A 22,189-nucleotide genomic window follows, 5' to 3' on the forward strand; every position below is an offset into this window, starting at 1 on the left:
CCGCAATCGAGTCAGCAAATCGGCGCGTGGGTATTGCAAAAGGAACGCAGAGTATATCGGAAAAAGTGCAAAGCGACGCGGCGCACGGGAAAGGCGGCCCGGGCGGCGCGCTGCCGCCCCCGCGCTTTTGCACCGTCCCTTCACGTGCCCGCGCACCGCGCGAGGCCGCGAAGCCTTATCACTTGCCGGGTGCGGACGGATTCGCGTTGCGCCAGCGCCGCAGCTGCAAGGCCGCGATGATCATCAGGAGGCCGTAGAGGACCGCATAGGCGGCGATCACCCAGATCAGCGAGAGCGCGCCAGCACCTGGGAACATCGCGAAGAAAAAGCCCACCGTGGCCGAGAGCAGCCCCGAAATCCCGACCGCCCACGGATGCGCGATGGCGTGCCGGTACTGGATCGCGTAGACGATCTCGAAGATGCCCGTGAAGAACGCCCAGACGCCGATGATCATGACGAGGACGATGGCGGTCTCGCCGGGCCAGAAGAACGCCACGAGGCCCGCGATCACGCCGATCAGACCGATGACGATGTAGGTCCAGCGCCGCGTGCCGCCGCCGCGCGCCCCGTAGATGAGCGCGAATGCGCCGTCGACGAGGGCGTAGGCGCCCCAGACGATGGCGAGCGTGAGCACGGTGAGGCCGGGCAGCGAGAAGGCGAGCACGCCGAACACGATGGCGGCAATGCCTCGCGCAATGAGCCAGCCCCAATGGGCGGAGAGGCCCATCAGGATGGGCGGCAGGCCGAGGGGAGGAACGGGACGGTTCATGCGACGGTTCTCCTTCCTGTTAGCGACGCGAGCCACCGCCACGGAACAACGCCGCCGCGGCCGCGCTATTGAAGAATGATGCGGATCTGCTCGTCGGCGTGCTCGCTCGGTGAACGCGTGAAGCCGCTTTGCGCGTAGCGATGCCAGCAACCAATCACATAGCGCACGACCAGATTCGCCCGGACCGTTGGATCGTATCCCTTGGCGGCCGGCTTCGTGTTGACATGGTCAGACCCCGAAATTGCCTTGCGCTCGGCCTCCTGGGCGAGGTCGACGCGCAGACACTGGCGCAGCGACGCCTCGACGCGATCGAGCATCTGGTTCACGCGCTCGGCGAGGCGCTCATGTTCGCCCACGAGGGCTTCGCAGGTCAGTACGCGGGTCATGCCGGCGTTGCGCGTGGAAAAGTTGACGAGCATCAGCGCGATCGCACGCGCCTGCAGGACGCCGCTCGGCTCTTTTTCGACGATCTGGTTGATGAGGCCGAAGAGCGTCTGCTCGATGAAATCGATGAGGCCCTCGTACATCTGGGCCTTGCTTGCGAAATGGCGATACAGCGCGGCCTCGGAAACGCCCAGGCGCGCGGCCAGCGCCGCGGTGGTGATCTTCTCGCCGCGCGGCGCCTCGAGCATGGTGGCGAGCGTCTGGAGAATGTGGATACGGCGTTCGCCCGGTTTCGGGCGGGGGGCGCGGCGGGCCGCGCCCGGCGAATCTGCTGCTTCGACTGCTTCACGCGTTTGTGTCGGCTGCATGGATATCGTCCCTGGCGTTGGCCTCTGGGTTGGCGCTCCCCCGTTTTACTTCGAGCGTCCCGACTGCAGGCCTGGTTTCAGGGATTTTAGCGAACGAATGCGACGATCGACATAGTGTGGTCTGCCGGTGCCCGGCAGATGCGCCGGCAAATGCCCGGTGATCCAGACGGTGCGGATGCCGAGGCGCCGGTAACGCTTGAGATGGCTGCGCGTGTCTTCGATCAGGATCGCATCGGCGAGCGCCACGCCGGCCCGGCGCAGCGTGCCGCGCAGCATCGCGCAATCGGGCTTGGCGCGCCAGTAGCTGCGCGAGCGCATGCCTTCGATGGCGATCACGCGCTCGAACAGCCCCTCGATGCCGAGCGCCGCGAGCACCGCGTGCGCGTAGTCCTCGGGGCCGTTGGTGAGCACGATCTTGCGCCCGGGCAGCGCGGCGAGCGTGCGGGCGAGGCCGCGCTCGGCGTGCAGCATGCCGTGCAGGTCGTCGAAGGTGTGCACAACCTTGAGAAAGTCGTGCGGGTCGATCGGATGATGGCGCGTGAGCCCGAGCAGCGTCGCGCCGTAGCGGCGCGTGTAGCTCGTGCGCAGGTGATTGGCTTCGTCGCGGCTCACGCCGAGCGCGTCGATGATGTACTGCGTCATGCCGGCGTTGATGGCCGGGAAGATCGCGCGCGACGCGTTGTGCAGCGTGTTGTCGAGGTCGAAGAGCCAGACGGGAGTGCCCACTTTGCGGGCGACGCGGCGCGGCCGGCGCCGGGCACGCCTGGCATGAAGGCTGGAGTCGGTCATCGCGGACGTGAGACGCGGCGGCGGCACGGCGCCGCCGCTGGGAGGAAGGCGCTTAGTGCGAGCGGATCATCGTGCCGAACGGCTGTTCGGTCAGGATTTCCAGCAGCACGGAGTGCTCGATGCGGCCGTCGATGATGTGCACCGAGCGCACGCCGCTCTTGGCTGCGTCGAGCGCCGACGAGATCTTCGGCAGCATGCCGCCCGAGATCGTGCCGTCTTCGAAGAGCGCGTCGATCTCGCGCGCCGAGAGGTCGGTGAGCAGATTGCCCGCCTTGTCCATCACGCCCGGGATGTTCGTCATCATCACGAGCTTTTCGGCGTTGAGCACGACGGCGAGCTTGCCCGCCACGAGGTCCGCGTTGATGTTGTACGAGAGGCCGTCTTCGCCGAAGCCGATCGGCGAGATCACCGGAATGAACGCGTCGTCCTGGAGCGCCTTCACGACCGCCGGGTTGATGGCCTCGACTTCACCCACCTGGCCGATGTCGATGTACTGACCGGGTTTGTCGCGGTCCGGCATCATCAGCTTGCGCGCGTGGATCAGGCCGCCGTCCTTGCCGGTCAGGCCGACCGCGTGGCCGCCGAAGTGGTTGATCAGCGTGACGATGTCCTGCTGCACCTCGCCGCCGAGCACCCACTCGACGACTTCCATGGTTTCTTCGTCGGTCACGCGCATGCCCTGGATGAACGTGCCTTGCTTGCCGATCTTCTTGAGCGCCGTATCGATTTGCGGGCCGCCGCCGTGCACGATGACCGGATTGATGCCCACGAGCTTGAGCAGGATGACGTCGCGCGCGAAGCCCTGCTTGAGCCGCTCTTCGGTCATGGCGTTGCCGCCGTACTTGATGACGACGGTCTTGCCGTGATACTGGCGAATGTAAGGCAGCGCTTCGGCCAGAATTTCGGCTTTCAGGGTGGGGGCGATCTGCGAAAGGTCGATGGGCTCGGACATGGCGGCGGAGACTTGGACGAAAAACAGACGAAACTCGCGGACGAAGATCCGCGGACGAAGAACGCGGCCGCAAAACGGTCGAAACAGGGCGGATTGTACAGGACTGGCGCGGTGCAGCAGGGAAAACGGCGGGGAAAACGACGGGCACCGGACGCTTCGCGAGGCACATGCGCAACACGGGCGCGAGCGCATCGGCGCGCCGCAAAACGGGGCGAAATCGGCTGGGAAAGGCGGGCGTGAAAAGCGAGGTGCAAGACGTGCGCGCGGGCTGTGGCATCATCTTCCTGTCGCCAACCCATGGCTTCGAGAGGAGTGCGCGCCATGACCGCCTCCGCCGTGCCCGCCACCGGCATGAAAAGCGCCCGCTGCCCCCGCTGCGGCAACAGCTTCGATTGCGGCAGGAACACCGAACCCTTCGATTGCTGGTGCAAGTCGCTGCCCGCCTTGCCCGCGAGCGAGCTGGACCCGCGCGGGCGCTGCCTCTGCCCCCAATGTCTCGCGGCGGCGGCGGCGCCGGCAGCGAGCGACGCGCCGAAGGGCAGGAGCGCTATGCCGTGAAGGGCGTGCTGCGTTGCGCAGCGTGCGCGAGCGCCGCGAGATCGGCGCTCACTTCGTCGAGCACCGGTTCCCACTGTCTGAACGCCTGCTGACGGTACAGCCGGGTATTCGGATACCACGGACTGTCGCGTCGATCCAGCAGCCAGACCCAATGCGGATTCACGTCCAGCAGCACCCAGGCGCGCTTGCCGAGCGCGCCCGCAAGGTGTGCGCTCGACGTGCACACGGAAATCACCAGGTCGAGCGCGTCGACGAACGCGGCGGTGTCGTCGAAGGTCTTCCACTGGGCGCTGAAGTCGGTCACCTCGAAGCCCGCTTCGTGCGCCGCGGCGATGTCCTGCTGTGCGCCGGGCTGCAGCGAATAGAACGCCACGCCCTCGATGCCGCCGAAATGCCGGGCATACCGCTCGAGTCCGATGCGACGAAACGGATTGCGCTTGTGCGTGAGGCGGCCCGTCCACGCGAGCCCGACCTTCAGACGCTGTTCGCCCGCAAGGCGCTCGCGCCAGCGCGCCGCCGCCTCGGGATCGGCCTTGAGATAACCGGTGGGGCCCGGGACAGTCGCTTCTTCAGTACCGAATATCAGCGGCAGGCTCAACAGCGAGACTTCGCAATCGTAGGGCGGCAGGTTTTCGACGGGGCCGCCCGCGCAGTACAGGTCGCAATGGCGGCCCAGGCTGCGCGCGAGCAGCGCGCCCATCTGCGGAAACGAATTCCAGACGAGCCGGCCGCCTTCGCGATGCACGCGTTCGGCGAGCATGGGCACGTAGCGGCAGAATTGCAGCAGGTCGCCCATGCCCTGTTCGCCCCACACCAGCAATGTGCGGCCCGCGAGCGGCTCGCCTCGCCACTCGGGCTTCGGGAACGCCGGGCGGCCCATGGCCAGTTCACTGGAGCCCTGCCAGCGCATCTCGTGTCCGGGCCAGCCTTCGGCATAGTTGCCGCGCAGAAGCTGGATCATCGACAGGTTCGAACGTAGCGATGCGTCGTTGGGCGCATACTGGCAGGCGGCGCGCGCGGCGCGTTCGACCTCGTCCCACTGCTGCGTTTCCTTGCAGGCCATCGCATGGTTGTTCAGAGCGAGTGGGCTTTGCGGCGCGAGTTCGAGCGCGCGGTGGCTGGCGTGGAGTGATCGCGCCGCGTCGGTATCGGTTGGGAACACGCGCGCCAGGTTGATCCAGGCGTTGACGTTGTCGGGCTCTTCGGCGACCGTTTCTTCGAGCAGCTGCAGAATCTCGCGGTCTCCAAAATTGATCTGCATCAAAGCTGTTGCAAGATTGTTGCGCAGATTTGGAAACGTACGCGCGATTCCCAGCGCGTGGCGGTAAGGTTCTACCGCTTCGGCGTGACGGTTTGCAAACTGCAGCGCGAGGCCCGCTGCGAACCACGCGGCGGCCCGCTCCGGTGCGAGCCGGGCAAGCGCGGCGCTCAGGCGTATGGCTTCTTGCGCCAGCGCGCTATCCTGTGCGCGAGCGGCGATGAGGACGAGCGTGTCGTCGTCCAGGCCGCGCAGCTCGGCGCGCGTGGCGGCCAGCAATTCGTGTGCGGACGCATCGGTCGCCTCGTCGGTCCCGCTGGCGGTGGCAGCGTCGATGAAATCGAGAAAGAGATTGCGCACAGCGTGGAGTACGTCAGGGGGCGAGGCTTGCATTGTTCCGTCTTGCTTGTCAGAAAGCGCCGAAGCAAAAGTGGTCGGCGGATGACATGGATTGAAGCAAACCCTTTCAAGATGATGAATCAGATAAGTCTTAACCGGTAAACTGACAGCATGCATCGCATAACCGTCAGTGCTCGCGTCAATCTCAGCCATCTGTTCTGGCTGCGCAGTCTCGCCATCATCGGCCAGCTCTGCACGATCGCGTTCGTGCAACTCTTCATCGGCGTGCAGTTGCCGTTGCCCGCCATGCTGTTCGTGATCGCCATGGAAGTGGCGTTCAACGGCGTGACCTGGCTGCGCGTCACGCAGGATCGTCCGGAATCGAATCTCGAACTGTTCGGCCAGCTCTGGGTCGATCTCGGCGCGCTTTCCGCGCTGCTCTTTCTTTCGGGCGGCACGACCAATCCGTTCGTCTCGCTCTACCTGCCCTCGCTCGCCATCGCGGCCGCCGTGTTGCCGTGGTATCTCACCGCCTGGCTCGCGGCCTTCGCAGTGGCCTGCTACGTGCTGCTCGGCTTCGATAACGTGCCGCTCAATCTCGACAATCCCGCCAACCTGTTCGACTACTATCGCGCGGGCATGTGGGTGAACTTCATGGTGAGCGTGTGCCTGATCGTGTGGTTCGTCGCGCGCATGTCGCGTGCGCTGCGCCAGCGCGACACCGCGCTCGGCGACGCGCAGCAGCGCCTGTTGCGCGACGAGCGTGCCGTGGCGCTGGGCGTGCAGGCCGCTACCGTGGCGCACGAGATCGGCACGCCGCTCTCGACCATCGCCATGCTCACCGAGGAGCTGCGCGACGTCGCGCGCACGGACAAGGGCCTCGAACCGTATGCCCCCGACCTCGAACTGCTCGACAAGCAGATCTCGCTTTGCACCTCGGCGCTCGCACGACTCAGAAGCCGCGCCTCATCCACCGGCGCGCGCCAGCTCGTGAGCGAATGGCTCGGGCCGTTCGTCGAGCAATGGCGCCTGCGCCATCCGCACGTGAAGTTCGAACTCCTCGACAATGGACTGAACGACTTCGCCCTCGACGACACCGTCGCCGTTGGCCAGATCCTCACCATCCTGCTCGACAACGCCGCGCGCGCCAGCCGCGATTTCGTGACGCTGCGCGCCTATGCGGCCGCGCGGGCCGGCTACGTCGATTTCGAAGTTTGCGATGCCGGGCCCGGCATTCCTTCCTCGCTGCGCGCCTCGCTGGGCGCCGCGCCCGTGGACAGCACCCAGGGCGGTCACGGCGTCGGGCTGTATCTGGCGTTTTCGTCGGCGGCGCGGCTTGGCGGCTCGATCGAACTCAACGACGTCACGCCGCCCGGCAGCGCGTCGGGCGAAGTGAGCGGCGCGGATGACGAGACGTCGACCGGCGCCGTAACCGGCAGCGGCACGCGCACGCGCCGTCCACGCGGCACCCGTGCGGTGTTGCGCTTGCCGGCGAAGCAGGTCAAGGCGGGTCAGGCGAACCCCGCGGCGGCGCGCGAAGGCGCAGCGCCCGCGGGTTCGGAGATTGGATCAGGCGAGGGGCCGACCCGGTCCGACGCCGCGTAACAACACGGAGAATCAGGCATGAGCGATATGAGTTTTCTGGTCATCGACGACGACGAAGTGTTCTCCGACATCCTCACGCGCGGCCTCACGCGGCGCGGCTTCGAGGTGAAGCAGGCACACAATGCGGAAGAGGCGATTCGCTTCGCCAATCAGCAGAAGTTCTCGCAGATCACCGTGGACCTGCATCTCGGCAACGACTCGGGCCTGTCACTCATCGCGCCGCTGCGCGAACTGCAGCCGGACGCACGCATGCTCGTGCTCACGGGCTACGCAAGCATCGCCACAGCGGTGCAGGCCGTGAAGGACGGCGCGGACAACTATCTGGCCAAGCCCGCCAACGTCGAGATGATTCTCTCGGCACTCCAAAGCGATGCGAGCGCCGTGCAGGCCGAAGAGGCCATCGAGCACCCGGCGCCGCTCTCGGTCGCGCGCCTCGAATGGGAGCACATCCAGCGCGTGCTGGCCGAGCACAACGGCAACATTTCGGCCACGGCGCGCGCGCTCAACATGCACCGCCGCACGCTGCAGCGCAAGCTCGCGAAGCGCCCGGTGCGCCAGTAAGCACAGTCCGGAGCGGTAAAAGAAAAGGGACCCCGCGGGGTCCCTTTTTCATGCGTCGTGCATAACGTTTAGAGCACGTAACGCGACAGGTCTTCGTCCTGCGCCACTTCGCCGAGCGCGCGGTCGACATAGGCAGCGTCGATGGTCACGCTCTTGCCCGCGTGATTGCCGGCCGCGAACGAGACATCTTCCAGCAGCTTCTCGATCACCGTGTACAGACGGCGCGCGCCGATGTTCTCGGTCTTCTCGTTCACGGAGAAGGCGATTTCCGCGAGGCGGCGAATCCCGTCTTCGGCGAAATCGAGCTGCACGTCCTCGGTGGCGAGCAGCGCCTGATACTGCTTCACGAGGCTCGCGTCGGTCGCGACCAGAATCGCTTCGAAGTCCTTCACGGAGAGCGAGTCGAGTTCCACACGAATCGGGAAACGGCCCTGCAGCTCGGGAATCAGATCGCTCGGCTTCGAAAGATGGAACGCGCCGCTCGCGATGAACAGAATGTGATCGGTCTTCACCATCCCGTATTTCGTGTTGATGGTCGTGCCTTCCACGAGCGGCAGCAGATCGCGCTGCACGCCCTGACGCGAAACTTCGCCACCGCTGCCTTCGTTGTTGCGCGAGGCGATCTTGTCGATTTCGTCGAGGAACACGATGCCGTTCTGCTCGACGTTCTGCACGGCCTTTTGCTTGACCTCTTCGTCGTTGAGCATCTTGCCGGCTTCCTCGTCGGTCAGCAGCTTGAGCGCTTCCTTGACCTTCACTTTGCGGCGCGTTTTCTTGCCGCCGCCGAGATTGGCGAACATGGAGCGGATCTGCTCGGTCATGTCTTCCATGCCCGGCGGGCCCATGATGTCCATGCCCACTTGCGGCTGCTCGACGTCCAGCTCGATTTCCTTGTCGTCGAGCTGGCCTTCGCGCAGGCGCTTGCGGAAGGTCTGGCGTGTCGTGTTGTCGCCGCTTTCGGCGTGGCTCGCCGCATCGGACGAACCGAAACCTACCGGGCGTGCCGTCGGCAGCAGGATGTCGAGAATGCGGTCTTCGGCCTGATCCGTGGCCTTGCTGCGCACCTTGCGCATTTCCGTTTCGCGCGTCTGCTTCACCGAGATTTCGATGAGGTCGCGCACGATGCTATCCACGTCGCGGCCCACGTAGCCCACTTCGGTGAACTTGGTCGCTTCGATCTTGATGAACGGCGCATCCGCGAGCTTCGCGAGACGACGCGCGATTTCGGTCTTGCCGACACCCGTCGGCCCGATCATAAGGATGTTCTTCGGCGTGATTTCCTGGCGCAGCGGCTCGGCGACCTGCTGGCGCCGCCAGCGGTTGCGCAGCGCGACGGCCACGGCCTTCTTCGCGTTCGCCTGGCCGATGATGTGCTTGTCGAGTTCCGAGACGATCTCGGCGGGGGTCATGGTGCTCATCCTGATTCCTTCTCGTCGGTACGGTCGGTTGGCGAGTTATTCGATGGTTTCGATCACGCGGTTGTGATTCGTGTAGATACACATGTCGCCCGCGATCTCGAGCGATTTTTCGACGATCTCGCGCGGCGAGAGTTCGGTGTTCTCCACGAGCGCGCGAGCCGCGGCCTGCGCATACGCGCCGCCCGAACCGATCGCGCAGATGCCTTCTTCGGGATCGAGCACGTCGCCGTTGCCGGTGATCACGAGCGTGGTGGTCGAGTCGGCGGCGATCAGCATGGCCTCGAGGCGGCGCAGCATGCGGTCGGTGCGCCAGTCCTTGGCGAGTTCGACGGCGGCGCGCGTGAGGTTGCCCTGATGCTTTTCGAGCTTGGCTTCGAAGCGGTCGAGCAGCGAGAACGCGTCGGCGGTGCCGCCGGCGAAGCCGACCATGACCTTGCCGCCGTAAATGCGCCGGACCTTCTTCGCGCCACCCTTCATGACGATGTTGCCGAGGGTGACCTGGCCGTCGCCGCCGAGCGCGACCTTGTCGCCGCGCCGCACGGATACGATCGTCGTGCCGTGAAATTGCTCCATGTGCGTTCCTTTTTACCGTTGATGCCGGGTTGGATGCGAAGGTGGTATGCCTGCCGCTTTCGGGTGGGCGCCGCGGTGCTCGCGCGCCGTGCACGCTGCGGGCGCGGCCGCCCTGAATCCGGGCGCGTCGCGCGCGCTTCTCGCGCGCCGCGAGCGCATATCACCTGGAGTTTAGGGCGGCGATGGGCATATCAAGGGCCGCGGGCGCAGAAAACGGCACGGCGGCTCGGTGGCGCCGCGGCCACGCGCAAAAGAAAAAAGCGCACGGGGCTCCGTGCGCTTCGACAGGGAAGGCAAGTCGCTAGCCGCGCAAGCAGGGCTTCGCGGCCAGAATAAAGCTCAATCGCCGAACAGCTTCTGGCGCAGTTCGCGTCGCTCTTGCGCTTCGAGCGAGAGCGTGGCGGTCGGGCGCGCGAGCAGACGCGGGATGCCGATCGGCTCGCCCGTTTCTTCACACCAGCCGTAGTCGCCGGAATCGATGCGCGCGAGCGATTGCTGCACCTTCTTGAGCAGCTTGCGTTCGCGGTCGCGCGTACGCAGCTCGAGCGCATGCTCTTCTTCGATCGTCGCGCGGTCGGCCGGATCGGGAACGATCACGGTTTCGCGCAGATTCTCGGTGGTCTGGCCCGCATTGCGGAGGATTTCCGCCTGCAGCTGTTCGAGCCGGTTCTTGAAGAAGGCGAGCTGATCCTCGTTCATGTAATCCTTGTCGCTCATCTTCAGGATTTCGGCTTCGGTCAAGAGTCGTTTCGTCGTCATCTGGCTTGCTTCTTCAATGAGTGAGGCAAAACTGGCACATCTTGCCTGCACTTTTGTGTTGCCCGCAGTGGCCGCGGTGGCCGTTACCAACCTTTACCACTTTGCCAGGCGCAGTTACCGCGCCGTTATATGCGCGCTGGCGGGCACGGACGATGAACTGTCGTGACGCCCGAAGCGCCGCTGCGGGGCCGAACTCCTCTGGAAACCGGTCATCAGATGCTTCTGAGGCATATATCGTACCGACTGCGCGCTGCGACGCGATGCGCTGCCGGCGGGGCGTCCCTCGGGAATTCCGGGGCACCTCTCTTCCAGTGGGGCCGTATTGTAACCGAACCGCAAACTCGCGCCGCAAGCGGGAAATCCCTGCTGCCACCCGCCTGTCGCCAGGCCGTTTGCGCACCGGTCGATATCCAGAAAATATAACGCGCCAATCGTGAAAAAGCGATGGTCGGGTACGTTATTTGACGCACAGAACCGGAAGGAATGCTTTGCGCCGGCCGCAAACCTGGCGCCGGCGCTGCGTCGCAGTGCAAACTCCAGACGAAAACGCCCGGCAGCGGGCCGGGCGTATCGGGAAAAGCGGGGGAGCCGCTCAGGCGAGGCAGGCGTCGAGCCCGTCGGTGATGAGGTCCTGCGGCAGTTCGATGCCGATGAACACCATCTTGCTGCCCTTCTTCTCGATCGGCAGCCACTTGGCGGCCAGGTCGCTGCCCATCATCTGGTGCACGCCCTGGAACACCACCTTGCGGTCCACGCCCTTCATGTAGAGCACGCCCTTGTAGCGCAACAGGCGCTCGCCGTAGATCTGCAGGATGCCGCCGAGGAAGTCTTCGAGGCGGTTCGGATCGAACGGACGGTCGCTGCGGTAGACGAACGACTTGATCTTGTCGTCGTGGTGTGCGTGATGGTGGTGGGCGTGATCGTGGCCTTCGTGGTCGCACTGGCCGTGATCGTGGTCGCAATCAGCGTGGTCATGGTCATGCGCGTGGTCATGATCGTGATGCGCATGAGCGTGATCGTCTTCGGCGAGGAAGTCGGGGTCGATTTCGAGCTTCGCGTTCAGGTTGAAGCCGCGCAGGTCGAACACTTCCTTGATGTCGGCCTCGCCGAAATTGACCTGGCGGATCTGCGCCTTCGGATTCATGTGCAGCACGCGATGGCGCAGATCGGCGAGTTCATTCTCGTCGACGAGGTCGGCCTTCGTGATGAAGAGGCGGTCGGCGAAACCGACCTGGCGCTGCACCACTTCGTGCTCGTCGAGCTGATGGTTGCCGTGCTTGGCGTCCACGAGCGTGATGATCGCGTCGAGCAGGAATTCGTCGGCGATCTCGTTATCCATGAAGAACGTCTGCGCGACCGGGCCCGGATTGGCGAGGCCGGTGGTTTCGATCACCACGCGGTCGAAGTCCAGCTTGCCGTCGCGCTTTTGCTGCGCGAGATCGCCGAGCACGCGCGCGAGGTCGCCGCGAATCGTGCAGCAGATGCAGCCGTTGCTCATCTGGATGATCTGCTCGGTGCTGTCCTGCACGAGGATTTCGTTGTCGATGTTCTCTTCGCCGAACTCGTTCTCGATCACGGCGATCTTCATGCCGTGCTTCTCGTTCAGGATGCGCTTGAGCAGCGTGGTTTTACCGCTGCCGAGAAAGCCGGTCAGGATGGTGACGGGAATCATGCTGGTTGCCATGCTGTCTGCCTGGTAGGTGTTCGAGGGGTACGTTCAGGCGCGCCGCTTCGTGCTGTCGCTGCCTTCGAGTGTTACAACATAACTTCCTATTGAAACATATCTGCGCCGCGCCCGCATGCGGCGGCCGGGCGTGAGACTCAATCGGGGCGCGAACAGGCGGCCCGAAAGGCGTTCCGGCGCGGCGCCGAAAAGCCTCAAGTAAGGCCGCCTCAGGCGATTTGCAACAGCAGGCCTTTCAGATATTCGCCTTCCGGGAATGCCGTGAGCAGCGGATGATCCACACCGGCGCCAAGGCGCTTGAGGATACGCGCGTCCACCCTGGCGTCGGCGGCGGCGCCGGCCACGATCTTCTGGAACAGCGCCGAATCGATCGCACCCGAGCACGAGTACGTGAACAGCAGACCGCCCGGACGCAGCAGCTTGAAACCCGTGAGGTTGATGTCCTTGTAGGCGCGCGCGGCGCGGTCCACGTGCTCGCGCGAGGCCGCGAACTTGGGCGGATCGAGCACCACGAGATCGAAGCGCTCGCCATCGTCATAGAGGCGGCGCAGCGTCTTGAAGGCGTCGGCGTCGAGCCAGGCGGCGAGCGCGGCGTCGAAGCCGTTCGCCTCGACGTTTTTCTGCGCGGTGGCGAGTGCTTCGCCCGAGGAATCGATCGACACGACCCGTTTCGCACCGCCCTTCATGGCCGCGAGCGAGAAGCCGCCGGTGTAGCAGAAACAGTTGAGCACCTCGCGCTCGCGCGCGTACGTCTGCACGAGCGCGCGGTTGTCGCGCTGATCCACGTAGAAGCCGGTCTTGTGCCCGTTGCGCACGTCCACGTGATAGCGCACGCCGTTCTCGCTCGTGATGATCGTGGCCGGCGGTTCGTCGCCTGCGAGCAGGCCGGTGATCTGTTCGAGCCCTTCCTTTTCGCGGATCGACACGTCCGAGCGCTCGTAGACGTTCGGGCAGCCCGTGGCCGACGTGAGCGCGGCGACGATCGCCTCCTTCCACGCCTCGACGCCCGCCGCCATGAACTGGCACACGAGCTGGCCGCGGCCGCTTTGTGCAACATCACCGCCGTCTTCGATGTAGTAGTCGACGATCAGACCAGGCAGGCCGTCGGCCTCGCCGAAGATCAGGCGCACCGCGCCCGTGCCGCTCACCATCGCGCGGCGGTCGGCCACGGCGCGCTGCACGCGTCGCTTGAAGAACGCGTGGTCGATGGGCTCGTTTTCGTCGAAGCTCCACACGCGTGCGCGAATCTGCGAATGCGGGCTGTAGGCGGCGCGCCCGAGGAAGCGGCCGTCGGCCGAGCGCACGATCACGGTCGCGCCTGGCGCGGGCTTGCCTTCCACGCGGTCGATCGCGTTCGCGTAGACCCACGGATGGCGGCGCAGCAGGGATTTTTCTTTGGACGGCTTGAGGGTGACTATATTCATGATGGCTTCGATGCTGGGTAACGGCACTCGTGTCGCGCAGCGTTGCGCGAGCGCCGTGGCGTATCAATCGCGCTTCTTGGCGCGCGGATGCGCGGTGTCGTAGACCTTCGCGAGATGCTGAAAGTCGAGCGACGTGTAGACCTGCGTGGCCGAGATGCTCGCGTGGCCGAGCAGTTCCTGCACGGCGCGCAGGTCGCCGCTCGACTGCAGCAGGTGGGTGGCGAACGAGTGCCGCAGCACGTGCGGGTGCACGTTCGCGGGAATGCCCGCCGCGATGGCGGCGCGCTTCACGCGCTCGCGCACCACGCCGGGCGCCATGCGGTTGCCGCGCACGGAGAGAAAGAGCGGGGCGTCGTCGTGCTTCACGAAGGCGCTGCGGGCGGCGAGCCAGGCGTCGAGCGCGTCGAGCGCCTTGCGCCCGACCGGCACCATGCGGTGACGGTTGCCCTTGCCCAGCACCTCGACTTCGGCGGCGTCGCGCTTGAGCCAGCCCGCCGATTCGTAGCCGTCACGCTTGACGTAACGCACGTCGAGTCCCACGAGTTCGGCGAGCCGCAGCCCCGACGAGTAGAACAGCTCGAGCATCGCGCGGTCGCGCAGCGCTTCCGGGCCGCCTTCTTCCGAGCCGGCGATGGCGGGCGCTTCCATGAGATGCGCGGCGTCGTCGACGGAAAGCGCCTTCGGCAGCGTTTTGGCGCGCTTGGGCGCACGCACGGCGGCCACGGGATTCGCGTCCATTTCGATGCGCCCCGCGAGCCAGCGATAGAAGGCACGCCAGGCCGACAGCCGGTGCGCGATCGAGCGCGCCGAGAGGCCGCCCGCGTGCGCGCGCGCCACCGCGCCGCGCACTTGCGCGGCGGTGACCGTTTCGAGCGGCTTGTCGCTCGCGAGCTTCTTCAGCTCGTCGAGTTCATGCGCGTAGCCGCGCAGCGTGTGCTCCGAGAGCCGCCGCTCGTGTTCGAGCATCGCGAGATAGTCGGCGATCGGATCGGTTGGGTTCACGTTGGGCGGCTTCGGTGTGCGTCAGTGCGGCAGCAGGCGCGAGAGCGCCGCGCTCGCCAGTGCACCGATCTGCGTGAGAAAGTCGGTGGCCATGCCTTCGTGGAAGCGGCGCGGGTCGGGCGAGCCCATCACCAGCAGGCCGAAAGCTTCGCCCCCTGGCGCGTCGTTCGAGGCCACAGCGGGGGCGCGCAGCGCGATGATCGCGACCGATTCGGCGGCGCCTTCACTCGAGTCGAGCCATTGCGCGGCCTCGAAGCCGGTGTTCGCGCCGCAATACGGCGTGTCGAGACTATTCGCGAAGATACGCACTTCCTCGCCGGTATGGCGCGCGAAATCGGCCTGGCTGTAGGACTCGGCGACGTCCCACACGCGCAGCGCGGCTTGCGGCATGTCGAACACGTCGCGCAGGTTCTGCGTGATCGAGCGCGGCAGCGCGTACGGGTCGCGCTCGGCGATCATGCGCGTGGTCCAGCGGTTGAACTTCGCGGCGATCGAATCGTTCTCGTGGCCGTAGCGCAGCAGCTCAGAAAGACGCCGCTCGAGATGCTTGTTCTTCTCGCGCAGCATTTCCATCTGGCGCTCCTGCAGCGAGACGGCAGCCTTGCCGTGCGGATTGCCTAGCTTGATCGTCGCGAGCAGTTCGGCGTGCTCAACGAAAAAATCGGGGTGGGCGAGCAGATAGTCGGCAACTTCGCGATCGTTCATGTTGTGGACGCGTTGTAGTTGTGAGGCGCGCACGGCGGCGCGCAGTCTGTCATGCGGTTGATTGTTATCGAGTAGTCGTGCGGCGCGACGTTCTCTCGTTGCGCGCGCCGTACGAGGCCGATGTTGCGTGTCAGTCGGCCAGCTCGATCTCGCCTTCGAACACCGTGGCGGCCGGGCCCGCCATGGTGAGCGCGGCGGATTCGTCGCGCGCGCCGTCCCAGGCGATGGTCAGCAGGCCGCCGTGGGTATGCACCTTCACGGGCGTGTCGAGCAGCCCGCGGCGAATGCCCGCCGCCACGGCCGCGCACGCGCCCGTGCCGCACGCGAGCGTTTCGCCGGCGCCGCGCTCGAATACGCGCAGCTTCACTTCATGGCGCGAAACGATCTGCATGAAACCGGCATTCACCTTGTTCGGGAAGCGCGCATGCGTTTCGATGACCGCGCCTTCGGCTTTCACCGGGTACGCCTCGACGTCGTCGACGACCTGCACCGCGTGCGGATTGCCCATCGAGACGACCGACACCCAGCGCCGGGCGCCGTTCACGTCGAGCGGCCAGAGCGTGTCGTTGCCTTCGCGGCGGCCTTCCAGGCCGTTCGCGTTGAACGGCACGTGCGCCGGCTCGAACTCCGGGCGGTCCATGTCGACGACGACTTCACCGTTTTCCTGCACGACGAGCGTGATCGTGCCCTTCTGCACCTGCACGCGCACGCGATTCGAATCGGTGAGCTTGCGGTCGCGCACGAATTTCACGAAGCAGCGCGCGCCGTTGCCGCAGTGCTCCACCTCGCCGCCGTCGCAATTGAAGATGCGATAGCGGAAGTCGACGCCTTCCACGGTCGGCTTCTCGACCAGCAGCAACTGGTCCGCGCCGATGCCGAAGTGGCGATCGGCGAGCGCGCGCACACGCTCGGGCGTGAGCGCGAGGTCCTGGCTGTAGCCGTCGAGCACGACGAAGTCGTTGCCCGCGCCGTGCATCTTGGTGAATTTGAGTTTCATGCCGTCATTGTAAGCGAGGCCCGGGCGAAAACCCGGGCCCGGGTCGTGTGCGCAACGCTCAGTGATAGACGCTCGGCTCGCCTGGCGGCCGCGTCTTGAAGCGCTTGTGGACCCAGTAATACTGCTCGGGAATATGCGGAATCTGCTCTTCGAGGAAAGCGTTCATGCGGCGCGCGTCGAGATCGTCGTCGCCGGTCGGATAATTTTCCCAAGGTTTGAACACTTTCAGCCGATAACCCTTGTAATTGGGCAACACCTCGCCGATGAACGGTACCACCTGCGCATGACCGACCTTCGCCAGACGTCCCACCGCAGTGAGCGTGCAAGCCGGCACGCCGAAGAAGGGCACGAACGTGGAATTGCGCATGCCGTAGTCCATGTCGGCGCCGAGCATCACGGGCTTCTTGTCGCGCAGCCAGCGCAGCACGGCGCGCGCGCTGTCCGCGCGGCTCACCATTTCCGCGCCGAAACGGCTGCGTCCCGCCTTGGCCGCGGCTTCGAATTCCGGGTTCGAGAACGGCTGGTAGAGCGAGCCGCACGGCCGGTGCAGCGAATAGTTCAGAAACATGGAGCCCGCCTCGATGCCCACGAAATGCAGGCCGAGAAAGAGCGTCGGCGGCAGGTTCGGATCGGTGAGATCGATCTCGCTGTCGAGTTCGACGATCTTTTCGAGCTTCTTCGCCGAGGCGAACCATTGCACGCTGCGCTCCATGTAGCTGCGAATGGCGTGGCGAAAGTGCAGCCCCGCCACTTCCTCGCGCTTTTCGTCGCTCCATTCGGGGAAGCACAGGCGCAGATTCGTATGAACGACGCGCTTGCGCCGGCTCGGGATCTTGTAGAGCAGCCAGCCGAGGCCGTCGCCCAGACGCGCGACGAAGCCATAGGGCAGGATCGCGAACAGCTTGAGCAGGCCGATGGCGAAACGGGAGCCGAGTTTGCCTATCATGCGGCAACTCCGCTGCAGGGCTTGCGAACTGTGAAGGGGACGATGAGCGGCACGCGGGAGAGACTCTGCGACAATTTAAGGAAGTCGCTATAATAAGGGCTTCGCCGAGTTAATAGACAACTTGCGGGGCGAAGCCGGTGGGCTGTGAACTACGCGTAATCGAACGCGAATCATGGCAACCGGGCAGCAATTCCGCTAAAGCGTCGCCGCTTCAAAGCTCCCGAAGCTGGCTACGTGAACTCAACCGTCACCAGCTACAAGGAGCTAGACACGTGGCAAACGACTATTTCTTCACCTCCGAATCCGTCTCCGAAGGCCATCCGGACAAGGTCGCCGACCAGATCTCGGACGCGATCCTCGACGCCATCCTCACGCAGGACAAGTACTCGCGCGTTGCAGCGGAAACGCTGTGCAACACGGGTCTCGTCGTGCTGGCAGGTGAAATCACCACGACGGCCAACGTCGACTACATCCAGGTCGCGCGCGACACCATCAAGCGCATCGGCTACGACAACACCGACTACGGCATCGACTACCGCGGCTGCGCGGTGCTCGTCGCTTACGACAAGCAGTCGCCGGACATCGCCCAGGGCGTGGACCGCGCGCACGACAACAACCTCGACCAGGGCGCCGGCGACCAGGGCCTGATGTTCGGCTATGCGTGCGACGAAACGCCCGAGCTGATGCCGCTGCCGATCCACCTGTCGCACCGTCTGGTCGAGCGCCAGTCGAACCTGCGCCGCGACGGCCGTCTGCCCTGGCTGCGCCCGGACGCGAAGTCGCAGGTCACGATCCGCTACGTCGACGGCCGGCCGCACGCCATCGACACCGTCGTGCTCTCCACGCAGCACTCGCCGGACATCGACCTCGGCACGCTGCGCGAAGCCGTGATCGAAGAAGTCATCAAGCCGGTGCTGCCGGCCGAGTTGATCAAGGGCGACATCAAGTTCCTCGTGAACCCGACCGGTCGCTTCGTGATCGGCGGCCCGCAGGGCGATTGCGGTCTCACGGGCCGCAAGATCATCGTCGATACGTACGGCGGCGCAGCCCCGCACGGCGGCGGTGCGTTCTCGGGCAAGGATCCGTCGAAGGTGGACCGCTCGGCAGCCTACGCCGGCCGTTATGTCGCGAAGAACATCGTGGCCGCCGGCCTCGCGTCGCGCTGCCTGATTCAGGTGTCGTACGCCATCGGCGTGGCCGAGCCGACCTCGGTCATGGTCAACACGTTCGGCACCGGCAAGGTTTCGGACGCGACGATCACGAAGCTCGTGCGCGAACACTTCGACCTGCGTCCGAAGGGCATCATCCAGATGCTCGACCTGCTGCGCCCGATCTACGAAAAGACCGCCGCTTATGGCCACTTCGGCCGTGAAGAGCCGGAATTCTCGTGGGAAGCGACCGACAAGGCGCTGACTCTGGCCGAAGCCGCCGGCACGGAGCCGGTGAGCGCAGCCGTCGCGTAAGCGTTCGCATAAGCCGGCCTCGCGCCGGCTCAAGTGAAGCAAGCGAAGAAAAACCCCGCAGGGCGCAAGCCCGTGCGGGGTTTTTTGTTTTCTGCGGATCGCGCGGCGTGGGTCGCGCGCGGGTCTCAGCGCATCGCGAAGCCGAACCAGCCCGCACTGCTCGCGGCCATCCGGCGCGGCTTGCGCGTGCTGCGCGCCACATGAACCGTGGAAGGCGCGGCGAGCGTGCGCAGCGGTGCATTCGGACGATACAGCAGCGTGCGCAGCGAGAAGTGACGCGAGCCCGAGCGCATGCGCAGCACGGCGAAGAACGAGTGGAACCAGCTGCGCATGCCGTCGACGGGCTTCGCTTCGCGCACTTGTTGCGTGAGCGCGCGGGTGCGGGCGGCGTGGTGTCGCAGTGCGCGCACGAGGTGACGGCGGGCTGGGCGTGCCGCTTTCAGGGCAGTGTGGGCGGCGTGGGTCATGCGTTGAGTATCGAAGAGGGTATGCATGGCGGTTGAGCAATCGGGTTCGAGGTGCGCCTTGCGCGACGCTTTGCATCGAGCAGCAAACGTGCCTGTCTTTCAGGGCGTCACGATGTCGGTGGACGGGAGACGGGCCGCATGGCGCGGCGTAGGACGCGACGCGACGGATTCTTCTGTTGGAGCACCTTGTGTGGCAAGGCGTTCACGGCGATCCGTCCGTGCGATGAGAATTCGGCGAAGTCGAACAACATCGCGACAGGCTACACGCGAATCGTGACCGCAAAAAGTCGGTTAATACCCGGCCCTGCGCGTCTTTGATGCACACGATCCCGCCCTTTGTCTTCATCGCGGTGCGCGTGCGCCATTCGCGTGCGGGTCGATCCGCGGCGCGCATGGAGCCACTTCGTGTGAGCGAGTGGTCCTTCCCGCCGTGCCGGCACGCTTTACAATCGATGAGTCGGCGCGCGCCGACGCCTCAGCCTTATCGTTTGACGAAGCGACGAACGCAGGCTGCGGCCCTTGCTCGCATCGAGATCGCATAACGGAAGTCCCATGTCAGTCCATTCAAAGAAAGAACAGGTGCAGGCGCTGCGCGAGCGCGGCTTCGTGGTCGTGCCAGGGCTCGTTTCGCCCGAGCGCTGCGAGGCGATCAAGCGGGTTGCGCAGGAGCAGTTGCAGGCGGCTGCGGCGCCGCTCGAATTCGAAGCCGATTTGCGCTACCCCGGCGCGCCCGAATCGAAGGCCGCTCCCGGCGGCAACACGGTGCGGCGCCTGCTCGACGCCTACTCGCGCCACGCGCTGTATCGCGAGTGGGCCACGTCGCCGGAAATCGCGGGGTGGATGGAGCTGTATTTCGGCGAGGAGCCGGTCCTCTCGCGTGCGCATCACAACTGCATGATGACGAAGCACCCGCACTACGGCAGCCTGACGGGCTGGCACCGCGACGTGCGCTACTGGTCGTTCGAGCGCGACGACCTCGTGTCGGTCTGGCTCGCGCTCGGGCCGGAGAAGATGGAAAACGGCGGCCTGTGGTTCGTGCCGGGCTCGCACGACGCGCCGTTCACCTCGGACAGGTTCGACGCCGCGAAATTCTTCCGCGCCGACCTGCCGGAGAACAAGGCGTGGATCGATCGCGCCATCGCCCCGACGCTCGCCGCCGGCGATGTGGTCTTCTTCCACTGCAACACGCTGCATTCGGCGGGGCAGAACCAGAGCGATCAGGTGAAGTTTTCGCTCGTGTACACCTATCACGGCGCGAGCAACGTGCCGCTGCCGGGCACGCGCTCGGCCTCGAAGCCCGAGGTGAGGTTCTGAGGCGATGCAGCCGTGCTCTTCGTTAGCGCCGACGCCCCGACATCGCGAGCCCGGTGATGCCTGCGAGCGTCGCGGCGATGCCGCCCCCAATCAGGAGGATCGTGCGATTGGTGGGCGCGCCGGTAAAGAGGCGCGACATGTCGTTCGCGAACGAATGGAGCGACTGGCCGCCGAAGTACAACAGGACGACGCCACAGGCGATGAGCGCGATCGAAATCGCTTTGGCCATGAACAACCTCTCGCAAAGGATGGACGCCGCAGTGTAGGCGAGCGGCCGCGGCGCGTCCAGGGTGCGGTTTTTTCACCGGCCTGACACGCGCTCCCCATCGCCTTTCCCGCATAGTGGGCATCTGCACGGCTTGGGCGGATTGGCTAACATAGCTGCCTCACGCGAGCGTCGCGCCCCACGGCACGTCGCGCCCATCCCTTCGCTTACTTCCCGTTTTCGCCGAGGATTCAGATCATGGCTTACGAAGCAGCCTCAGAACGCTATTCGGACATGCAGTACCGCTTTTGCGGCAAGTCGGGGCTCAAGCTGCCCGCGCTGTCGCTCGGTCTGTGGCACAACTTCGGCGACACCACGCCGATCTCGACCCAGCGCGATATCCTGCGCACCGCGTTCGATCTCGGCATCACGCACTTCGACCTCGCGAACAACTACGGGCCGCCGTACGGCAGTGCCGAAACTAACTTCGGCCGCATTTTCAAGGACGATTTCCGTCCTTACCGGGACGAACTGCTGATCTCGTCGAAGGCGGGTTGGGACATGTGGCCGGGCCCGTACGGCCAGGGCGGCGGCTCGCGCAAGTACGTGCTCGCGAGCCTCGATCAGAGCCTGGAGCGCATGGGCCTCGACTACGTCGACATCTTCTATTCGCACCGCTTCGACGTGGAAACGCCGCTCGAAGAGACGGCGGGCGCGCTGGCCACGGCCGTGCAGCAGGGCAAGGCGCTCTATGTCGGCATCTCGTCGTATTCGCCCGCGAAGACGCGCGAAATGGCGCGACTGCTCGCCGAATACAAGGTGCCGCTGCTCATTCACCAGCCGTCGTACAACATGCTCAACCGCTGGGTCGAGGAAGAACTGCTCGACACGCTCGAGGACCTGGGCACGGGCAGCATCGCGTTCACGCCGCTCGCGCAGGGCGTGCTCACGAACAAGTACCTGAACGGTGTGCCCGAAGACGCGCGCGTGAACCGTCCGGGCGGCGGCTCGCTCAAGAGCGAGCACCTGAGCGAGCAGAACATCGAGCACGTGCGCAAGCTCAACGACCTCGCGCTGCGCCGCGGCCAGAGCCTCGCGCAGATGGCGATCGCCTGGACGCTGCGCGGCGGCCGCGTGACCTCGGCGCTGATCGGCGCGAGCCGCGCGGAGCAGGTGCGCGAGAACGTCGCGGCGTTGAAGAACCTCGAGTTCTCGAAGGAAGAACTCGCGGAGATCGACCGCTATGCGACCGAAGGCGGCGTGAACCTGTGGGAGAAGCCGTCGACCGATCAGCCCATCTGAGCGACACGCTTCTGCCTGCTTGCCGGCGCAAAGAACCGCCTCCTTGCGAGGCGGTAATGAGCAACTGTCTTACCTGTCAAGCCGTGTGGATGGATTCATCCCACGGCTTTCCTGTTTTTGCGATGGCGTTGAGGATAGTCAGCAGCTTTCTCATGCAGGCAACCAGAACAACCTTGTTCGGCTTGCCGGTGGCGACGAGCCGATGGTAGAAGGCCCCAATGACCGGGTTGAAGCGTACGGCCGCTAACGTCGCCATGTACAACATGCGCCTGACAGCGGCACGTCCGCCGAAGATCATTCGTTTGCCGCGAAACGCTCCCGAGTCGCGGTTGAAGGGCGCTACCCCG

The 22,189-nt window shown here is 65.3% G+C and carries 23 protein-coding genes; 6 read left to right on the top strand and 17 right to left on the bottom strand.

All coding sequences use genetic code 11. The annotated features are described in order from the left end of the window. Window positions 1-178: 178 nt before the first annotated feature. From BFD71_RS14065 to argB, 4 genes are all read right to left on the bottom strand, one after another. Window positions 179-769 (bottom strand): HdeD family acid-resistance protein, encoded by a 591-nt coding sequence (locus tag BFD71_RS14065; RefSeq protein WP_069264647.1) that lies wholly within the window; start codon window positions 767-769, stop codon window positions 179-181. A gap of 65 nt (window positions 770-834) precedes the next feature. Next, entirely contained in the window at window positions 835-1,521 is a 687-nt protein-coding gene (gene slmA / locus BFD71_RS14070; protein WP_069264649.1) for a nucleoid occlusion factor SlmA, read from the bottom strand. Window positions 1,522-1,566: 45 nt separating this feature from the next. Beyond that, the gene (locus tag BFD71_RS14075) at window positions 1,567-2,310 is read right to left on the bottom strand and encodes a pyrimidine 5'-nucleotidase (RefSeq protein WP_069264776.1); all 744 of its coding nucleotides are present in this window, start codon (window positions 2,308-2,310) and stop codon (window positions 1,567-1,569) included. A gap of 52 nt (window positions 2,311-2,362) precedes the next feature. Beyond that, on the bottom strand, window positions 2,363-3,262 hold the full coding sequence (gene argB, locus BFD71_RS14080; protein ID WP_069264651.1) for an acetylglutamate kinase: 900 nt from the start codon (window positions 3,260-3,262) through the stop codon (window positions 2,363-2,365). Between the two features lie 321 nt (window positions 3,263-3,583). Between argB and BFD71_RS14085 the strand changes: the two genes are divergently transcribed. Next, entirely contained in the window at window positions 3,584-3,820 is a 237-nt protein-coding gene (locus tag BFD71_RS14085; protein WP_069264653.1) for a cysteine-rich CWC family protein, read from the top strand. Here BFD71_RS14085 and BFD71_RS14090 read toward each other — a convergent pair. Next, window positions 3,810-5,471, bottom strand: a complete 1,662-nt coding sequence (locus BFD71_RS14090) for a hypothetical protein (protein WP_069264655.1) — start codon at window positions 5,469-5,471, stop codon at window positions 3,810-3,812. The two genes, BFD71_RS14085 and BFD71_RS14090, sit on opposite strands and share 11 nt — an antisense overlap. A 117-nt stretch (window positions 5,472-5,588) precedes the next feature. On the opposite strand from BFD71_RS14090, the gene BFD71_RS14095 reads away from it, so the two are divergent. Together BFD71_RS14095 and BFD71_RS14100 are read left to right on the top strand one after the other, a co-directional pair. Beyond that, window positions 5,589-7,022, top strand: a complete 1,434-nt coding sequence (locus tag BFD71_RS14095; RefSeq protein ID WP_069264657.1) for an ATP-binding protein — start codon at window positions 5,589-5,591, stop codon at window positions 7,020-7,022. An 18-nt stretch (window positions 7,023-7,040) separates the two neighbouring features. Beyond that, on the top strand, window positions 7,041-7,583 hold the full coding sequence (locus BFD71_RS14100; RefSeq protein ID WP_069264661.1) for a response regulator transcription factor: 543 nt from the start codon (window positions 7,041-7,043) through the stop codon (window positions 7,581-7,583). A 68-nt stretch (window positions 7,584-7,651) separates the two neighbouring features. On the opposite strand, the gene hslU is transcribed toward BFD71_RS14100, so the two are convergent. From hslU to BFD71_RS14145, 9 genes are all read right to left on the bottom strand, one after another. Beyond that, entirely contained in the window at window positions 7,652-9,001 is a 1,350-nt protein-coding gene (gene hslU / locus BFD71_RS14105; protein ID WP_069264664.1) for an ATP-dependent protease ATPase subunit HslU, read from the bottom strand. Window positions 9,002-9,037: 36 nt separating this feature from the next. Then, window positions 9,038-9,574, bottom strand: coding sequence for an ATP-dependent protease subunit HslV (hslV, locus tag BFD71_RS14110; RefSeq protein ID WP_069264666.1), 537 nt, complete (start codon window positions 9,572-9,574; stop codon window positions 9,038-9,040). 339 nt (window positions 9,575-9,913) lie between these two features. Further along, window positions 9,914-10,333 carry an RNA polymerase-binding protein DksA gene (gene dksA / locus BFD71_RS14115; protein WP_028203189.1) on the bottom strand — a complete coding sequence of 140 codons (420 nt, stop codon included), beginning with the start codon at window positions 10,331-10,333 and terminating at the stop codon, window positions 9,914-9,916. Between the two features lie 592 nt (window positions 10,334-10,925). After that, window positions 10,926-12,005 (bottom strand): CobW family GTP-binding protein, encoded by a 1,080-nt coding sequence (locus BFD71_RS14120; protein WP_176732886.1) that lies wholly within the window; start codon window positions 12,003-12,005, stop codon window positions 10,926-10,928. A 221-nt stretch (window positions 12,006-12,226) separates the two neighbouring features. Further along, window positions 12,227-13,441: a class I SAM-dependent rRNA methyltransferase gene (locus BFD71_RS14125; protein WP_069264671.1), complete on the bottom strand. Its 1,215-nt coding sequence runs from the start codon at window positions 13,439-13,441 to the stop codon at window positions 12,227-12,229. A 63-nt stretch (window positions 13,442-13,504) separates the two neighbouring features. Beyond that, window positions 13,505-14,407, bottom strand: coding sequence for a tyrosine recombinase XerC (gene xerC / locus BFD71_RS14130; protein WP_069264780.1), 903 nt, complete (start codon window positions 14,405-14,407; stop codon window positions 13,505-13,507). A gap of 57 nt (window positions 14,408-14,464) precedes the next feature. Next, window positions 14,465-15,148, bottom strand: a complete 684-nt coding sequence (locus BFD71_RS14135) for a DUF484 family protein (protein WP_069264673.1) — start codon at window positions 15,146-15,148, stop codon at window positions 14,465-14,467. 130 nt (window positions 15,149-15,278) lie between these two features. Beyond that, window positions 15,279-16,145, bottom strand: a complete 867-nt coding sequence (gene dapF, locus BFD71_RS14140) for a diaminopimelate epimerase (RefSeq protein ID WP_069264675.1) — start codon at window positions 16,143-16,145, stop codon at window positions 15,279-15,281. Between the two features lie 58 nt (window positions 16,146-16,203). Beyond that, window positions 16,204-17,091 carry a lipid A biosynthesis lauroyl acyltransferase gene (locus BFD71_RS14145; RefSeq protein WP_069264677.1) on the bottom strand — a complete coding sequence of 296 codons (888 nt, stop codon included), beginning with the start codon at window positions 17,089-17,091 and terminating at the stop codon, window positions 16,204-16,206. 272 nt (window positions 17,092-17,363) lie between these two features. Here BFD71_RS14145 and metK point away from each other — a divergent pair, with 272 nt between their 5' ends. Beyond that, a complete protein-coding gene (gene metK / locus BFD71_RS14150; RefSeq protein ID WP_028203182.1) occupies window positions 17,364-18,554 on the top strand; it encodes a methionine adenosyltransferase in 1,191 nt (396 codons plus the stop codon). A gap of 125 nt (window positions 18,555-18,679) precedes the next feature. Here metK and BFD71_RS14155 read toward each other — a convergent pair whose 3' ends face one another. Then, complete coding sequence (locus BFD71_RS14155; protein ID WP_069264679.1) at window positions 18,680-19,048, bottom strand: hypothetical protein; 369 nt, start codon at window positions 19,046-19,048, stop codon at window positions 18,680-18,682. 525 nt (window positions 19,049-19,573) lie between these two features. On the opposite strand from BFD71_RS14155, the gene BFD71_RS14160 reads away from it, so the two are divergent. After that, window positions 19,574-20,335: a phytanoyl-CoA dioxygenase family protein gene (locus BFD71_RS14160; protein ID WP_069264681.1), complete on the top strand. Its 762-nt coding sequence runs from the start codon at window positions 19,574-19,576 to the stop codon at window positions 20,333-20,335. Between the two features lie 22 nt (window positions 20,336-20,357). On the opposite strand, the gene BFD71_RS14165 is transcribed toward BFD71_RS14160, so the two are convergent. Further along, window positions 20,358-20,564: a DUF3185 family protein gene (locus BFD71_RS14165; protein WP_069264683.1), complete on the bottom strand. Its 207-nt coding sequence runs from the start codon at window positions 20,562-20,564 to the stop codon at window positions 20,358-20,360. A gap of 234 nt (window positions 20,565-20,798) precedes the next feature. Here BFD71_RS14165 and mgrA point away from each other — a divergent pair, with 234 nt between their 5' ends. After that, a complete protein-coding gene (gene mgrA / locus BFD71_RS14170; RefSeq protein WP_069264686.1) occupies window positions 20,799-21,842 on the top strand; it encodes an L-glyceraldehyde 3-phosphate reductase in 1,044 nt (347 codons plus the stop codon). 76 nt (window positions 21,843-21,918) lie between these two features. Here mgrA and BFD71_RS14175 read toward each other — a convergent pair. Further along, the coding region (locus tag BFD71_RS14175; protein ID WP_141710666.1) for a transposase at window positions 21,919-22,189 on the bottom strand (271 nt) is incomplete at its 5' end.

Source organism: Paraburkholderia nodosa, from assembly GCF_001718195.1.
Taxonomy (GTDB): Bacteria; Pseudomonadota; Gammaproteobacteria; order Burkholderiales; family Burkholderiaceae; genus Paraburkholderia; species Paraburkholderia nodosa_A.

Bases quoted from the DNA above. Each gene is read 5' to 3' on its own strand.
- hslU (WP_069264664.1), bottom strand. From the start codon at position 9,001: ATGAGCACCATGACCCCCGCCGAGATCGTCTCGGAACTCGACAAGCAC.
- hslV (WP_069264666.1), bottom strand. From the start codon at position 9,574: ATGGAGCAATTTCACGGCACGACGATCGTATCCGTGCGGCGCGGCGAC.
- BFD71_RS14120 (WP_176732886.1), bottom strand. From the start codon at position 12,005: ATGATTCCCGTCACCATCCTGACCGGCTTTCTCGGCAGCGGTAAAACC.
- BFD71_RS14145 (WP_069264677.1), bottom strand. From the start codon at position 17,091: ATGATAGGCAAACTCGGCTCCCGTTTCGCCATCGGCCTGCTCAAGCTG.
- slmA (WP_069264649.1), bottom strand. From the start codon at position 1,521: ATGCAGCCGACACAAACGCGTGAAGCAGTCGAAGCAGCAGATTCGCCG.
- xerC (WP_069264780.1), bottom strand. From the start codon at position 14,407: ATGCTCGAACACGAGCGGCGGCTCTCGGAGCACACGCTGCGCGGCTAC.
- BFD71_RS14160 (WP_069264681.1), top strand. From the start codon at position 19,574: ATGTCAGTCCATTCAAAGAAAGAACAGGTGCAGGCGCTGCGCGAGCGC.
- argB (WP_069264651.1), bottom strand. From the start codon at position 3,262: ATGTCCGAGCCCATCGACCTTTCGCAGATCGCCCCCACCCTGAAAGCC.
- BFD71_RS14095 (WP_069264657.1), top strand. From the start codon at position 5,589: ATGCATCGCATAACCGTCAGTGCTCGCGTCAATCTCAGCCATCTGTTC.
- dksA (WP_028203189.1), bottom strand. From the start codon at position 10,333: ATGACGACGAAACGACTCTTGACCGAAGCCGAAATCCTGAAGATGAGC.
- BFD71_RS14165 (WP_069264683.1), bottom strand. From the start codon at position 20,564: ATGGCCAAAGCGATTTCGATCGCGCTCATCGCCTGTGGCGTCGTCCTG.
- BFD71_RS14125 (WP_069264671.1), bottom strand. From the start codon at position 13,441: ATGAATATAGTCACCCTCAAGCCGTCCAAAGAAAAATCCCTGCTGCGC.
- BFD71_RS14090 (WP_069264655.1), bottom strand. From the start codon at position 5,471: ATGCAAGCCTCGCCCCCTGACGTACTCCACGCTGTGCGCAATCTCTTT.
- dapF (WP_069264675.1), bottom strand. From the start codon at position 16,145: ATGAAACTCAAATTCACCAAGATGCACGGCGCGGGCAACGACTTCGTC.
- BFD71_RS14155 (WP_069264679.1), bottom strand. From the start codon at position 19,048: ATGCATACCCTCTTCGATACTCAACGCATGACCCACGCCGCCCACACT.
- BFD71_RS14135 (WP_069264673.1), bottom strand. From the start codon at position 15,148: ATGAACGATCGCGAAGTTGCCGACTATCTGCTCGCCCACCCCGATTTT.
- BFD71_RS14085 (WP_069264653.1), top strand. From the start codon at position 3,584: ATGACCGCCTCCGCCGTGCCCGCCACCGGCATGAAAAGCGCCCGCTGC.
- BFD71_RS14075 (WP_069264776.1), bottom strand. From the start codon at position 2,310: ATGACCGACTCCAGCCTTCATGCCAGGCGTGCCCGGCGCCGGCCGCGC.
- mgrA (WP_069264686.1), top strand. From the start codon at position 20,799: ATGGCTTACGAAGCAGCCTCAGAACGCTATTCGGACATGCAGTACCGC.
- BFD71_RS14065 (WP_069264647.1), bottom strand. From the start codon at position 769: ATGAACCGTCCCGTTCCTCCCCTCGGCCTGCCGCCCATCCTGATGGGC.
- BFD71_RS14100 (WP_069264661.1), top strand. From the start codon at position 7,041: ATGAGCGATATGAGTTTTCTGGTCATCGACGACGACGAAGTGTTCTCC.